Source organism: bacterium (assembly GCA_021372535.1).
Taxonomy (GTDB): Bacteria; Latescibacterota; Latescibacteria; order Latescibacterales; family Latescibacteraceae; genus JAFGMP01.
This window is the reverse complement of record JAJFUH010000089.1, coordinates 20,694-35,690: the sequence shown is the minus strand read 5'-3', so window position 1 is coordinate 35,690 and position 14,997 is coordinate 20,694. Positions and strand designations below refer to the sequence as shown.

Below are 14,997 nucleotides of genomic sequence, written 5' to 3'. Positions count from 1 at the left end.
CCTTACCAGTAAGAGTGTGATTCCGATGGCACTGTTCGAACCGACAAATTATACGCAAAACAATACGTCGAATGATGACCTTGTATACGGTACAAACCGTTACAGGAAAACCCAGCCCGAGCGTCAGGGATTTCTCAAGGTCGATACACAGCAGGTGTCGAATACTGCCCAGGCTGAAGCGAATAATACACGTGACAGATATCAGTCGCGTCGCAATGATTCAACTTCCCGCATAAACACTTCTCAGACCCAGGGCACCCTGACCTCGATGCAAAAGGGTATTTCGGCTTATCGTGAAAACAACGCGCTCCTTGGCCGGAACACGCAGAAAGTCACAGCGAAAACCAATACGACCCTGAGAACGGCAGCGGTTCAAGCCGCGGATAATGAAATTGTCCGGAATACCGCGACGACTGTGACTGCAAAGGCTACTACCGCCTCAACGCTCATGAATCAGGCGATTCAGGAATATACCAATATCAATACTTCCGCGACAAACACCAATTTAACCCTCCAGCGAGATGCAGCCACATATCTGAAAGAACGACGGTCTATCCCCCTTGGAGCGGAATTATTGCAGACAACTCTGAGTTCAAACCAGCAGACACTGGCAGTTCCACAGACCATGAATTCAGTCATGAGCCAGGGGATTCTCCAGTATGCACTCATGAACACGGCTGCGACGGATAATGGAACCGCGCTCGGAAAAACCGCCGATCTCTATCTCAAATCCAATCCGATGCTTCAGATGGAATCGCAGTTATTCGTTTAAACTCCTGCCTGTATATCCGGAAATGATACCATCCATAAACGCTTGCTCTCGCCTTTCCATTATGGTATTTTGTATCCGGCTTTTTTACATCCCCACAAACAATATATTCTGGTGAATCCGGAATTATCATTCACCGGCATTTACACATACTGACAGGAGTCCCGATGAAGCGTATAACCCGTAAACAGGCTAACATCTGCGACATCGACCACCGCATCGAACCGGCCATAAGGGTCGAACCCGGCGAACGATTTGTGCTCGAAACCGAGGACGCGGCCGCCGGTTATCTCCGCGACGAAGCCGTCCTTCCGTATCAGCAGAACAGGCCGACACATGCTTTCACACCTCCCCTTCTCAACCCGGTCGCAGGTCCCGTATATATAGAAGGTGCCGAAAAAGGTGATCTTGTGGCCGTCTCCGTGGAAAAAATCGTACCGGATTCACAGGGATATACCATTCTCCAGCCGGGGGATGGCCTCTTTGGCGATTCCCTCACATATCGCTCCTGCACAAACTATTTGACCCGTATTCTCCGTCACCTGCCAGGGAAATCCGGTACCCTCGCCGATGGTGATTGCATACTCAACAGCCGTGTCAGGTGGAAACTTGCCCCCTTCATCGGCACCATGTGCCTTGCGCCGGAGCGTGAGGTCCCGGCATCCGTCAATGTCCAGGGACCATGGGGTGGTAATCTCGACAGCCGAGATTTCTGCGAGGGCTCGATAGTTTATCTGAATTCGTACAACCCGGGCGGACTTCTCTTTGCCGGAGATGTGCACGGCAGTCAGGGGGATGGCGAACTGTCGGGGACGGCGAACGAAGTCAGGGCTGAAATCACCCTGTCCTGTACGGTCATCAAACAGAAAAAAATTCCCCATGTCCGCGTCGAAAAGCCCGATTCCATAATCGGGCTCTCATGCGGGAAACCGCTCGAAAACGCTGTCAGAGGAGCGGTTGTCAATCTTCTCGAATGGATGAAGGGGGATTACGGTTTCGATGAGCGTGAGGCATATCTTCTCATCGGGACCTGTCCCGATGTACGGATCAATATATACCAGATGGTCGATCTCCTCAGCATCTCGTACACAGCGGGTGTCGAGGTGCCGAAATCGTACATCATGTAGAACCTCCGCGCGGCGGTTGTTCGACCGTTATTTATCCTCGACTTCCACGATCATTTCTATTTCGACCGGAATTCCGAAAGGAAGCGAGGCCATCCCTACCGCGGCACGAGCGTGTTTGCCACGGTCTCCGAATACGGCAACAAGCAGGTCAGAGCATCCATTGATAACCTTTGGCTGATCGGTGAACGATTCATCGGAATTGACCATTCCCAGAACCTTGACAATCCGTTTTACCTTGTTGAGGTCACCGATTTCAGCCTTGAGCGAGCTCAGCAGGTTGATTGCGGTCAACCGCGCCGCATCGTTGGCCGTCGCAAGGTCCATATCCCGCCCGACTTTTCCCGTTATCCATGTACCATCCGGTCTTTGAGGCCCATGCCCGGCAAGAAAAACGAGGTTACCCGTACGGACGGTGTTAACAAAATTCGCTACGGGCGGAGCGGGTGTTTTCAGCTGTATTCCCAGTTCAGCAAGGCGTTTTTCAACATCCATGACAGTCTCCCGCGTCTGTGTTGTCTTTTTTTCAGTGCGCCCCTGGCCGTACACGGTTAAAGCCGGAACGAACACGACCATCACAAGCGCCGAATACCGGAACAGGGCTTTCCTCGTTATTATCATGGTCTCCACTCCTGAATTATAGTTTTACACAATAAAATCGACAGGTTCGTACAATAAGGCAAAGTATGCCCGTAATGTACGGACAGTCCGCTTTCAGCGTATTTCCGCTTTATTACGGTGTTCCAGTTCCTGAACTATTCCGCCGTGGTCATCGTTGCCTTTCCCCCGTTGAACGAGTGCGCCGATCATATCCTGTACGATTTTCGTGGCCGGAAGATCGATTCCCAGGGTGACAGCGGCTTCGAGGGCGTTCTTGAGATCTTTCTGGTGAAGACGTATTTTAAAACCGGGCTTGAAGTTACGGTCGAGAAGCAGGGGAACCTTTGCGTTGAGTACATTCGAACCCGCAAGACCACCTTTGATGGCGTTGAATACCTTCATGGGATCGACTCCGGCTTTTGATGCAAGTAGAAATGCCTCGCCCATGGCTTCGATATGGATACCCACCAGAATCTGGTTCACGAGCTTGGTCGTCTGACCGGCGCCCGTATCCCCGACGAGAACCGCACTTTTACCAAGCACATCGAAAACAGGCTTCATCTCATTGAAGAGGTCCTCCGGGCCGCCGACCATGATGGCAAGCTCTCCCTTTATGGCACCGGGTTCGCCGCCGCTGACCGGCGCATCGAGAGCCCTGGCGCCTTTTTTTGCGAGTTCGGCGGCAATTTTTTTAGACACTGTCGGTGAAATGCTGCTCATGTCGATGAGAGCTGTCCGTGATGACGCCTGCTCAATGATCCCTTTTTTGCCGAGGACGACCTGTTCCACATCGGGGCCATCGGGGAGCATGGTGATAATCCTCGAAACCTCTTTCGCCACCGCGGCGGGCGACTCGGCAATACGGGCGCCCATTCCGGCAAGTTCTTTCAGCGGTTCCGCATTCACATCGAGTACAACGAGCCCGTAGCCGGCATTGATCAGGTTTCTGGCCATGGGTTTGCCCATGATTCCAAGACCTATGAATCCGAGTGTTTCTTTCATGGTGTTCTCCCGTGATAAAAAATCTGCTTATAATTTGACCATTGTAAATTAAACCATTATCGGCATGTGGATTGTTCAGGATAGCTTTTCTCTTTTCTCCACCCGATCTCACTCCTTGATTCCCTCCCTTTCCAAGAGAAGTGAAGTATCTGCTAAAACTTTCATTATCAAGGTGTTATGAGTGAGGTGAGTCCCCTTGAATAAAGGAGGGAACTATCATATTCTGTTGCAAACAAGAAATGTTCAGTATTTAATCCGGACAGTTCAGTATAAAATACCACCGTATAATAAACAGAGAGAGAATCGAACTGTAAAGGAAGAAAACACGATATAAAACAGAGAGAAATATTATTTCGAATCCAGAATAGTTCTGACAGTTTTTGCGAGTAATGAAATTTTATACGGTTTCGGCAAAAACCCGTGAGCCGGAGAACAATTCTGTAATTCCTCCTCGCTGTGGCCTGAGGTTATGATTAACTTTGTGTCCGGTTTACGGTCGATAATGCTTTCCATAACCATTTTTCCTGACATCCTCGGCAATATCATATCCAATAAAACAAGATCGATTATATCCATTTTTCTCATGAATTTGTATAATCCATCAACACCGTCGATCGCTGTTATCACATTATACCCGAATTTTTTGAGCGCTTCGGCAACATATTCCCTTACCGAATCCTCATCCTCGATGACGAGTATTGTCTCGCAGCCTCCATGAATTTCAGCTTCATCGGGAAAATTATTACGGTCTGACTCGCTGGCCCGGGGCAGATATATATGGAATATTGTTCCCTTCCCGGGTGCGGTTTCGATATCAACGTGTCCGCTGTGATTTCTGGTCACTATGTTATACACCATGGTCAGCCCTAATCCCTGACCCTTTTGAGCGCCCATTCTGGTTGTAAACAGTGGGTCGAACGCTTTCTCTTTTACTTTTTGCGTCATCCCTGTTCCATTATCTTCAAACATGATATGGATGTATTCACCCGGAGCGAGCCCTTTTTTATCACAGTCCGCAGCTGTATAGCCCTGAGCGCTCATATAGATGTAATCCCCCGGTTTTACTCCTTTTTCTTCTATCGCGTGAATTGAATTCGTTCCAAGATTCAGCAGAACCTGGTGCAGCTGATCGGCGTTAACATACACATAGAATTGACCCGGCTTGATATGTATCCTTTTATCGATGAGCTTATCGGTAGTTCTTCCCAGTATGCCGAATACTTCCTCGGCAATGGAATATATATCCACACTCATTTTGTATAAAACAGAGCCCTTCGATAATGTCTGGATTCCCCCGATGAGCTTCGCCGCCCGCTGAGATGACTGATATGCCCCTGTCAGATACCGTTTCTGTGTGTTTGTCAACTGCCCCGAATCCATGAGGAGCAGATCGATATTTCCCATGATCGCGGCAAGCAGATTATTAAAATCATGCGCTATTCCACCGGCAAGCGTAACCAGGGAATCCATTCTCTGCCGTATCTGAAGCTGATTTTCAAGGTGTTCCCGTTCCTCTTCAATCCGTTTGCGTTGAAGCGTATTCATAAAGATATCCGAGAGGGTGCGGCTCATTATCACATCATCTTCGGACCAGGTCCTCTCGTGTTTCAACAGAACAAAACATATAAAACCCATGAGCGTATCTTTGTAATACATCGGAACACTGAACAATGCGCGGATTTTTTTGGATTCGAAAAATTCTCTTAAAACCTCATTCCCGATAGTGGCTGTATCATTGAAATGAAACGGTTCATGCAGGTAAAACTTTTCCATCCATGCGGAGAGATCTTCTGCTGGAATACTGATACAACTGAGGGTATCGGGAATAAAATGATCGGCATACCATCGATACGTATTTACAGCCTTTTTCTCTTTTTGTGAAAACTCATATACACAACAGAAATCGGCTCTGTAAAACTCGCCTGCCAGACCAAGCGCCCATATTATGCCCTCATCGATTTCCCCCGGGGAAAGCTGAAGAAACCGTGTCGAAATCGTGCTGATCATCAGGTCGAGAGCAAGTTTATATTTCAGCTTGTTTCCTATTTCTTTATGTTCGGTGAAGAGAACCGATAATTTATTTATCTCACGGACGCTTCGTTTTCCTGCTTCTTCCGAAAGCTGACGGTAGTATTCAGCTTCCTCACGGATATCACGGAGCTGTTGTTCTGGTTCTTCATTCATGCAGCGGCGCGAACCTTTTTTTCCAGACATACACCTTACCCTTGTGCAAGAACGATCAATACGCCTGTCCAGTCAAGCCCCCTGCTTTTCCCGATGAAGGGGGCTATTTCGACTCCTGAGAAAAAACCAAACAACGGTGTCTGAGTCTCATTAAAAACTTTCTGAATTTCCGCGGCTTCTTCGGTGGCCGTATTTGAATTGCTGGCCGTCCGCCCCGCACAGTCGATATATATGCCGAGCACCGGTTTATGGCCTTTTCGAGCAATATCTGTCATCAATTCCGCAGAGTTTCTCCGGGCGGATTCTATCATTTCCCCCGTATCCCTGAGCATAAACTGAAATTCCGTTCCGTTCTCGAGATCGGATTCAAAAATACCAATTCCCGTGCCATCCGGCATAGCGCCGGTAATCAGACGCGTAACATAATTCGATTCACGCGGTATCCCGTATTTTTCACCATAATTCACACCGATCGACAGAAGCTGAAGCGGATGCTGTTTGCGCCATTCACGATCCCCATATATCTCATCGATCATCTGAACGGCAGAATTCCCGTCCACTTCGTAAATAATATCCCTTTCAATCCTGGTTATGGTATGATAAACACCATCGAGAGGAGTACAGCCGTGCATGATTCTGAAATATATTTCAAATGCCCCCCTCAGCATCAAACCGACCACATTCTGGTTGCTCACATAGGTACCACAGAACTGATATGTCGGATTGAATACATAATCGCCGATCAGTCCGGCTCCGAGGACAGGAACTCTCGATTTGAGCTTTTCCTCGATTCCCTCTATCAGCGGGGCTGAAGAATTGAGAATAGGCGGCGTGGAATCAGACGGGGGTTTTTTTACCGAATCGTAGAAGATCAGGAGGAGTTTATCATCAGGTTCGGGCAATATCTGCCCGGCAAGCACCTTTCCTGCTTTTTTTTCATCCCTGTCCAGATTTCCCGCCGCAGCAATCGTGTAACTGAGTTCGTCCGCCTGAATCGCCAGAACGCCTGACGGAAAACCATCATAAGATAATTTATCATTGGTGATAATGCCGAGAGATGAACCGCCAATAACCGGAACATCACGGCCGGTTACGGAACGGATACCGTTGCAAAAATCATGATGATCCATACATCCGCAGCAGAACGCAAGCAGAAAATCCGGCCGATCGATCGATCCGTTTTCCAGTGCCTGTTCGGTCGCTTTTTTCCCGGATTCGAAAAAATTCTGAATTGAACTGTATCCGATTCCGACTTTCATTTTAACCTCGGATGTAAAAAAATAAAAAAAAGAGCTAATTATTTTGATATAGATAAGATAATATATACAAATATGCAATCATAATTTCAAAAAAAATCATTACCCGGATTTATCACAACGTTCAACGATCCACAGATTCATAGAAACCTTTGAAGTAAATATCAGGAACATACTCGAATGCCTGATATAATGCCTTTCTTCCCTCTCCTGTTTACGGGAGGAATCGAGGGTGAGGGTTTATCTTGATGGCAGTACACCCTCCATGAATGACAGTCCCCTGTCATTTTCCGTTAAGGATCGAAAGGTCGGGCCGTAAAAGCCTGTTTATTTCGGGATCGTTCATATTTTCGGGTGTCGCAAGAGTGACACCGGTATCGATCCGTTTTTCGTACTGTTCCCCTTTAAGGCTCGCAACAGCGGTTTTTACACTCAGGTATCCCATGTTAAAAGGATTCTGAAGCACCAGTCCCTGTATTTCCCTTTTTTCGAGCGCCTCGATGAGTTTCTCCGAGGAATCAAAACCAACCAGAATGATCCTGCCTGCGAGCCCTCTGTCCTGAAGCGCCCGCAGACAGCCGAACGTTGTGGATTCATTGGGAGTGAACATCGCATCGACATCGTTAAAACGGTTGAGGAGATTTTCGCACGTCCGATAGGCGGTTTCTGTTGTCACACCGGCGTATTGATTGTCGGACAGCATGGTAATCCCCGGAAATGACGATCTGATGGTGGCGAGAAATCCTTCCTCGCGTTTCGTGGACCCTTCGCTGCCTTCGTGAACACGGACAAGTATGACATTGCCTTTGCCTCCCAGAAGGGCGCCGATACGGTTGGCGCCGATTACACCGCCCTGATAGTTCTCCGTGGAAACAAACGCGATATGATCATCCCCCTGAAGAGCCGAATTAAAAACAACTGTGGGAATACCCAGTTTCTTCGCTTCCCTGACCGGCAGCACGAGAGCACGGTCATCGAGCGGAGAGAGGACGATAGCGCTTATATGCGCCGCGATGAACGTCTCGACGATCTGAATCTGTTCGTCACGGTCGTCTTCCTTGAGCGGACCTTTCCATATGATGTTCACTCCCAGTTCCTGCGATGCCGTGACCGCACCGGCATGAATCGATTTCCAGAATTCATGGGTCGTTCCCATGGGTATAACCGCTATGGCGACCTGTTTATTTCCATCACCGGAGCCGCTGCAGCCATATAATAACATCCATGACAGAAGAACTGTATACGACAGGGAAAATAGTTTTCTCACACTTTTCTCCGTTTCATCAAAGGTAAATTGACAGGATATGGAATATAATCCATTACCCGCTGCGGCGAAACCGCCGGAATTCGTCTTTACAAAATTAAAAATACTCTGCTCTTTCCGAGATTCCAATGGCAATTTTTAATCCCGGGTGATGCACATTATTCATATAAACATTCGTTAAACATTCCACAATATATGATATGGCTCACACTATCATTTCATGTCGATCTTTATCTCATGGAATATATCATAATTAAATACAGCAAGATATTTGAAATAAGCGTATGGTTGCATTCATACTCAGGTATTTTGAAACACTATATACCTGTTAACCGATATACTCCGTTCAATGTATTAATATATATATATCGCATATAGTTGATTTATTTCTTGACATTATATCATATGACATATATTTTTATCAAATGAGGTGCATATGAAGCATTTAAATGATTTAAATATTATAATTGCCGCATTACCCGATCAAAACGGCCTCGTTTCAAACCGTGAAATTTCACGACATCCCGGTGCCTCCCTGACGACTGCCGGAGACAGACCTGTTCAAATATTCGAAAACGATAGAATGAAAATCGACGAGGTATTTGATACTGAGACTTTCGTTGTGCTCAGGAATATCGGTTTATATATCCCATTTCCTGCCAAGCGCCACTTGATGGGATGTAATGAAAAACCGACAAATAAAAAACATGCGGAAAAAGGAGGTTTTACCGGAAAACACTGATTAATGCATTCGGGGGTGTAATGCATTCGGGGGTGTAAAAAGAACATGTTTTTTTCAGGCTGTTCGAATGGGGGAAGTTATGCAGAAACGTGCTGTTTTTATCTGTATTCTGGCTTTTGCAACGGCTCAAGTGTTTGCATCAAATTTTTCACCGACCGTTATGACCATATCAGCCCCGGAAGTCATAAACTATAATTTTGACGGCAAATCAATTGATATTCCCATTACCGTCTCCGGGCCGCGCGGAAGTGCCATGTTCCTCGTTTTTACAAAGGATCAGGCCTCTAATATCAATATGATCCGCAACGGGTTTCTCGGATGGCACAGGGTCAACAAGGTTGATACCTGTTTGTATGTATCTCCGCTCAAAGATATGGATATCGGTAAAAATACAATAACATGGACCGGGAAAAATCAGGACGGTGGTACAGTTCCCGCCGGGGAGTATACCTATTACTTGTGGGGGTATGATTCGGTCAATCCACAACAGATCGTAAGCCGTTATCTCACGACCTCCTCCTGGAAAAATGATCGAATCGTCACCCATAACCCGGTCACGGGACAACAATTGGTCAAACCGGTTATCCATGGCGCATCGGGAGGCGGCAATGGTGATGAACTGTCATTGGTAACCCGTCAGAGATGGGAAATCGGCGGCGATCCCGAGGATCAGACACTCCTTGAGACGACTCAGATATGGTCGTATTACGATACCTGCAAAGATGTCCCTTCAATCTACAAAGACAATGAATTCTTCATTTTTATGAGCGACAACAATCTGATAGGACACATCAAGAAATTTGCGTATGTACCGAACGGCGAATCCATTCTGGACACCAAGTGGGCAAATAACGGCGAGTGTGTCTTCAGCACCGTAGGCAGCAATGGCTGGTGGCTGGTGAACCGGGATATGGAATATGGCGGAGAGGGTCTTATGGCTGCAACGAACACCGACATTTCGGGTAGTGCAACCATGTCAGAGCTTGTTTTTGTCGATATGGCGGAAGGTACGGAGCAGTTCAGAATTGATCTCTCCGAATGGTGGGTCAGCATTGAAAGCGGTGAGAAGGGCGGCCAGGCGTCTCAGGGCCCCATGTTTCTTGACTACAAAAACAACCTTATGTACCTCTCCACACACTGCGGCTGCTGGAAAGAGGTCATCGATCCTCATGCAGGGCATGATTATGAAGTTGACTATATGCGGTGGATGAACGGTAACGGCGATTATGTCGGCGACATGAACTTCATGGCTGATTCCGAAAGACCGTGGGTCTGCAACGACTATAGCTCCCCGCCGTTCATGCATAAGATTTCCGCCGACAATAACGGTTTTGTCAGCTTCGGGGTCAGTAACCTTGGCGCTGTAACGTTCGGTCTGATGGCGCCCGACGGAACCGGGCTCGGCTATTTTGCGTTTGCCGGCGCACCCGCGAAAACTGCAGAGGATTCAGGAATCGCAGTGTTTCTGACAACGGGGTCAGCATATGACGGATTCTACTGCGACAACAATATCGAAGGAAAAGAAGTGGATGGGAAAATTCCACGTATCAACGGAACCTGGTACCTGGCGGAAGATTCCTTCAAGGGCATCATAACCAATGCCCCAACTGCAGTTGATGAAAATGCTCCGGCTGCTTTTACTGTAAAGCAGAACTCTCCCAATCCGTTCAATCCGAGCACGACGATCAGCTTCACGATTCCGGAAGCCGGGAATGTGTCGGTTGATGTGTTTAACGTGGCCGGACAGAAGATAGACACGATTGCCAGTGAGTTCATGAGCGCCGGCAGTCATTCTATAACATGGAATGCGTCAGGATTCTCCGCCGGTGTATACTTCTACACCGTCAAATCCGGTGAATTCTCCAGAACCATGAAGATGACGCTGCTTAAGTAAGCAATTTGGTATTACACGTTGAAAAAAGGCCCGTTTCCTCCTCCCTTTATACGGGCCTTTTATATTTCTATGAATTTATTCGAAAAATCTTTTATTATATCGATAGTGGAAAGTATAATGTGAGATGTGAAAATAATCGATAATACCTGTTGGAATCATCGAAAAACCTGTTGTACGATGATGAGGTCATTTCAGATGGTTTTGTGTGGAGGTTCAGGAAGTGAACAGAAGAAAATTTATAGGCGCCGTGGCGCTCGGCAGTGTTGCGCTTCCCGGTGTCAATTTATACGATCTTGCTGATTCGGGGCGGGCTGACGCGCTGAGTTCCTCCGGCGGCATCGGTATCGAGGAGGGCCTCTATATCCTGGAAAAAGGGAAAGAGAAAAACATTCCGCCAGCAGTCAGGCCCGAAATCAGAAACAATCCCCGCGCGGTCTTTCTCATCGAAACCCATGTCGATGCAGTGAAAGACGGGGACGGTTTTTTCACCGAGGCTGTCCCGCAGCTTGCGGAGGCCGGAAAAAGCGCCGTATCCGATCTCTTTGTCAGGGGAACAGCAAAAGGCGGCTCGACTCTGCTGAAACCCAACCTCACCTATGTCGATCCCATATACTACAATCGTACCTGCGGTGTCATGACCTCCCCGGATTTTGTCGCGGGTTTCGCAGAGGGGCTGCGCACGCTGGGAAATACGAATGTCATAGCCGGAGAACGGATTGCGGGCGGCGCGAAAATGCACCGTGAGACCGGTGTGTATGCAGCATTCGATGAAAGGAATGTGAGCCTGATTGAAGCGTCCTACAGCAGGTTCGCTCACTACGGGAAAAATGAGCTCAACTGGGCGACAGCAGGAGATTCGATGGTCTGGAAGAAAATCCCGCACTGGCGTCCCATCGGCGATCCTGATAACACCCTCATAAACATCGCAACGCTGAAGGTACACGATATCGGTATCACCACGTTGACGGTTAAAAACCTGCAGGGAGCTGTTCCGGATGGGTATGGTCATTTTTGCGATCCCTGGGCGAAGGTGCCGATCAATTCCGTGAACTGGGGTGTCGATTTCAAGCGGGATTTTCATCAGGACTACCAGCAGCGCGTCGAAGCCTCATTCAGAAAGCATCTGGCTGCGGGTTACAAAAACCTCGATTACGACAACCTCTATGCACAGTATCTGGAGAAGGGCGGATGGGATGCCTTCAGAAAGATCAGGAATGATATGAAAGCGATCGATGCGTTCCTCCCGGGGAATAATTACCGGTATCCGGACATCGACAACCTCATGCGCCTCGAACAGTGGCTCCAGCGCGGTCTCGATAATGCGGCCGTACTGAATCCGGCGCTCAACATCATCGAGGGAATCATCGGTATGGATGGTTATCAGCATGGTTCGGGCGGCATAGGCGCCGACTATCTCTGCAATATTATCGTTGCCGGAGTATCGCCTTATGAGGTTGACGCCGTGGGTACATATATTATGGGGCACGATCCCCGCGAGGTTCTCTACACTCGCGCAGCGAAGGAACGCGGGCTCGGCGAGTGCGATGTGAGTAAAATCGATATATACCGGATCAGGAACGGGGAAATCGTTCCGGTGAAATCCCCCTCCGAGATCAGGCGGTTCAGCCTGGGTGTCAATATGCACGGCACCGATAAGAACGAACGTATGATATGGTAGTTTACGGGGTAACAGTAAGTTTGCCGGTGATTATACTGTGACATCGGACAGCGTCCTGCCGAACGTGTTTCGGCATCTGTTCAAATAAAAATTTATTCAATATCCACAGGATCAACAGTTGTTGATTTACAGAATATGCAGTCCAATGGAGGTGAGAACCATGAAGAAAATCGCCCTAGTCGCATGTGCCGGATTACTGGTTCTGGTTACAACACTATTCGCCCAGGAGCGCCTCGTGCCATCCTATGAGGAGGGGGCGCCCTATGTCAACGAACATCCCGACCGGGTTCCGAGCGTGTACCCCTATGTCAATACTTGGAAGAATTCGCCGGTCGCCATCGGGCACGGCGGATTTACCGAACAGGCGTTTTTTACCAGGGGCGATCCGGAAAAACCACAGATAAAGGGTGCGGTGCTGAAGTATATCAGGGCATACAACCACGGATTTCTCTACGGTAATGAAAAAACCCAGCCGACGAAACATAACAACGAGCAGGTCGTGTTTTATGTCATGAAGGGAACCGGGGCGGTAACATCCGCCGAAAAAACCGTGCCGATCGCCGAGGGAAGCGCGGTGTTCATTCCCGTGAACGTTGAGTACTCGTTTGTCAATACAACAGGCGACCCCATGGAGGTGATTATCATCGTCGAGGGAATCCCGAAGGGCTTTACCCCGAAAAAAGTTATGTCGGTAAAGAGTTATTATGATCCCGCACCGGGTTTCTGGGGCAACTATGTCACACATGATCTCTTCAGCAGCGCTGACGGGCTCGCCGAACCGATGAGCATTTTTGTGGTGACGGTCGACAACTTCAAGAGCGGAGTGGCTCACTACCATATCGAAGGGTGTGAGGAAATATGGACCAAGGTCAAGGGAGAGGAAAATATCCTCATGCTCGGAAAGACCATGCTCCGCCAGGATGTCGGGGAGGCGTTCCTCGCTCCGACCCTGATACCACACAGCGTCATCAATCAGACTGAGTCACCCATGGCATGGCTCTACATGGGGAACCGTCACGACAAGCAAAAATAAAGGCCGGATATTTCATGTAGTCATCGATAAGACGGATGAGTGAAGCTCCCTGCCGATAAAGCGGGGGGCTTCATATGACCCGTCATTTTCATGTAATAACAGCGGTTGTCCGTTATAATCATTTTTTTGTTCGCGGAGGTTGCCGTAATGAAAAAATCCGGTCTTTTGACAATATGCATCGCTGTGGTAATGATCATGGCAGCTCTGCCCTGCTGGCCGGAAACGGGACTCGATGGCAGAAAGCAGATCGTGCTCGATGGAAACATCGCGTCGGTCAGTGTCGATATCGCGGGAGGATCGATCGTTGATTTTCACCTAAATAAACAGGGGCTCAATCCGCTTCATTGGAATTATCCGGAAAAAGGGGATACGAAACCGCGCATGATGGGCCATTTCATCTGTTTCGACCGTTGGGGCCCGCCATCGGATCAGGAGTTGAAAAATGGCATGCCGTTCCATGGAGAGGCAACGCAGGTTGAATGGAAAATCCTTTCCCGGCCGCAAAAAACCGGCAACGCAGTCAATGCGGTAATGCTCTGTGAGCTCCCGATTGGCGGCATGACCCTGAAACGGACCATGAGCCTTTGTGAAAATGCCCCTGTACTCATGGTGAAGGAAGAAATAACCAACACAAATAAACTGGGAAAAGTCTATAACATCGTCCAGCACCCGAGCATAGCGCCGCCGTTCCTCGATGAATCGGTGATTGTCGACTGCAATGCATGGAAAGGCTTTATTCAGGATAGCCCCTGGCCACATATCGAGGAACCGGTCATCTACTGGCCGGCAACCGCGTATAAAGGCAGTCTGGTCGATTTTCGCCGCCTGGGCGGTGATCATAATCCCGATGTTGCTTCGTTTGTGTTTGCCGACAGCCTCGATTACGGCTGGGTTACCGCATGCAATCCGGAGAAACGGCTCATGCTCGGATATATCTGGAAACTGTCGGATTATCCATGGCTCGATATATGGCGGAACAGCGCCGGCGGTAAACCGGATGCCCGGGGGCTTGAATTCGGCACAACCGGTCTGCACAGGCAGGTCGGCGACATGATGGCCAAGGGAAAAATCCTCGACCGCCCGCTCTTCGAGTACTGTGATGCAGGCCAGACCATCACAAAGAGCTACGTGGCTTTTATCACGGAAATTCCCGCCGGTTACAAAGGCGCGGAGGCTGTCAGTTATTCCGCTGATTCGATTGTCATCCGTGAGCGCGAATCGACGGAAACGAGGGATATCATCATTAATCTGAGGTAGGGGCAATTCATGAATTGCCCCTGCAACACATCAATGTAATCCGCAAAAATCGGCGTTCTATTTTTTAATTTTTTGAATTATATCATGAATTACCTGTATTATATGCTCATCGCTTTCATTTCAGCCCCATAATCATGATTACTCCCTTCCGGCTTTATGTATCATCCTTTTTTTTCAAACAAAACAGGAAGCCC

At 48.4% G+C, this 14,997-nt stretch carries 12 protein-coding genes; 7 read left to right on the top strand and 5 right to left on the bottom strand.

From position 1 onward, the window contains the following. Positions 1-25: 25 nt before the first annotated feature. Positions 26-772, top strand: coding sequence for a hypothetical protein (locus LLG96_08745; GenBank protein ID MCE5250294.1), 747 nt, complete (start codon positions 26-28; stop codon positions 770-772). Between the two features lie 164 nt (positions 773-936). Beyond that, positions 937-1,896 (top strand): acetamidase/formamidase family protein, encoded by a 960-nt coding sequence (locus tag LLG96_08740; protein ID MCE5250293.1) that lies wholly within the window; start codon positions 937-939, stop codon positions 1,894-1,896. A 27-nt stretch (positions 1,897-1,923) separates the two neighbouring features. Here the strand turns inward: LLG96_08740 and LLG96_08735 are convergent, their stop codons facing one another. From LLG96_08735 to LLG96_08715, 5 genes are all read right to left on the bottom strand, one after another. Continuing rightward, a complete protein-coding gene (locus LLG96_08735; GenBank protein ID MCE5250292.1) occupies positions 1,924-2,388 on the bottom strand; it encodes a RidA family protein in 465 nt (154 codons plus the stop codon). Positions 2,389-2,607: 219 nt separating this feature from the next. Next, positions 2,608-3,495 carry a 2-hydroxy-3-oxopropionate reductase gene (locus LLG96_08730; protein ID MCE5250291.1) on the bottom strand — a complete coding sequence of 296 codons (888 nt, stop codon included), beginning with the start codon at positions 3,493-3,495 and terminating at the stop codon, positions 2,608-2,610. A gap of 348 nt (positions 3,496-3,843) precedes the next feature. After that, entirely contained in the window at positions 3,844-5,709 is a 1,866-nt protein-coding gene (locus LLG96_08725) for a response regulator (protein ID MCE5250290.1), read from the bottom strand. Between the two features lie 5 nt (positions 5,710-5,714). Beyond that, positions 5,715-6,938 (bottom strand): FIST C-terminal domain-containing protein, encoded by a 1,224-nt coding sequence (locus LLG96_08720; protein ID MCE5250289.1) that lies wholly within the window; start codon positions 6,936-6,938, stop codon positions 5,715-5,717. Positions 6,939-7,218: 280 nt separating this feature from the next. Next, positions 7,219-8,202 carry a substrate-binding domain-containing protein gene (locus tag LLG96_08715; protein ID MCE5250288.1) on the bottom strand — a complete coding sequence of 328 codons (984 nt, stop codon included), beginning with the start codon at positions 8,200-8,202 and terminating at the stop codon, positions 7,219-7,221. Between the two features lie 433 nt (positions 8,203-8,635). Between LLG96_08715 and LLG96_08710 the strand changes: the two genes are divergently transcribed. The 5 genes from LLG96_08710 to LLG96_08690 all read left to right on the top strand — a co-directional run bounded on the left by LLG96_08710 (position 8,636) and on the right by LLG96_08690 (position 14,803). After that, a complete protein-coding gene (locus LLG96_08710) occupies positions 8,636-8,941 on the top strand; it encodes a hypothetical protein (protein ID MCE5250287.1) in 306 nt (101 codons plus the stop codon). Positions 8,942-9,020: 79 nt separating this feature from the next. Continuing rightward, positions 9,021-10,835, top strand: coding sequence for a T9SS type A sorting domain-containing protein (locus tag LLG96_08705; protein MCE5250286.1), 1,815 nt, complete (start codon positions 9,021-9,023; stop codon positions 10,833-10,835). Positions 10,836-11,055: 220 nt separating this feature from the next. Further along, complete coding sequence (locus LLG96_08700; protein MCE5250285.1) at positions 11,056-12,513, top strand: DUF362 domain-containing protein; 1,458 nt, start codon at positions 11,056-11,058, stop codon at positions 12,511-12,513. A gap of 160 nt (positions 12,514-12,673) precedes the next feature. Next, entirely contained in the window at positions 12,674-13,546 is an 873-nt protein-coding gene (locus tag LLG96_08695; GenBank protein MCE5250284.1) for a cupin domain-containing protein, read from the top strand. A 147-nt stretch (positions 13,547-13,693) separates the two neighbouring features. Continuing rightward, positions 13,694-14,803, top strand: coding sequence for a hypothetical protein (locus LLG96_08690; GenBank protein MCE5250283.1), 1,110 nt, complete (start codon positions 13,694-13,696; stop codon positions 14,801-14,803). Positions 14,804-14,997: the final 194 nt, after the last annotated feature.

What these genes read in the sequence shown, in the direction of transcription:
- LLG96_08745 (MCE5250294.1), top strand. Translation starts at nt 26, where the DNA reads ATGGCACTGTTCGAACCGACAAATTATACGCAAAACAATACGTCGAAT.
- LLG96_08740 (MCE5250293.1), top strand. Translation starts at nt 937, where the DNA reads ATGAAGCGTATAACCCGTAAACAGGCTAACATCTGCGACATCGACCAC.
- LLG96_08735 (MCE5250292.1), bottom strand. Translation starts at nt 2,388, where the DNA reads ATGGATGTTGAAAAACGCCTTGCTGAACTGGGAATACAGCTGAAAACA.
- LLG96_08730 (MCE5250291.1), bottom strand. Translation starts at nt 3,495, where the DNA reads ATGAAAGAAACACTCGGATTCATAGGTCTTGGAATCATGGGCAAACCC.
- LLG96_08725 (MCE5250290.1), bottom strand. Translation starts at nt 5,709, where the DNA reads ATGTCTGGAAAAAAAGGTTCGCGCCGCTGCATGAATGAAGAACCAGAA.
- LLG96_08720 (MCE5250289.1), bottom strand. Translation starts at nt 6,938, where the DNA reads ATGAAAGTCGGAATCGGATACAGTTCAATTCAGAATTTTTTCGAATCC.
- LLG96_08710 (MCE5250287.1), top strand. Translation starts at nt 8,636, where the DNA reads ATGAAGCATTTAAATGATTTAAATATTATAATTGCCGCATTACCCGAT.
- LLG96_08705 (MCE5250286.1), top strand. Translation starts at nt 9,021, where the DNA reads ATGCAGAAACGTGCTGTTTTTATCTGTATTCTGGCTTTTGCAACGGCT.
- LLG96_08695 (MCE5250284.1), top strand. Translation starts at nt 12,674, where the DNA reads ATGAAGAAAATCGCCCTAGTCGCATGTGCCGGATTACTGGTTCTGGTT.
- LLG96_08690 (MCE5250283.1), top strand. Translation starts at nt 13,694, where the DNA reads ATGAAAAAATCCGGTCTTTTGACAATATGCATCGCTGTGGTAATGATC.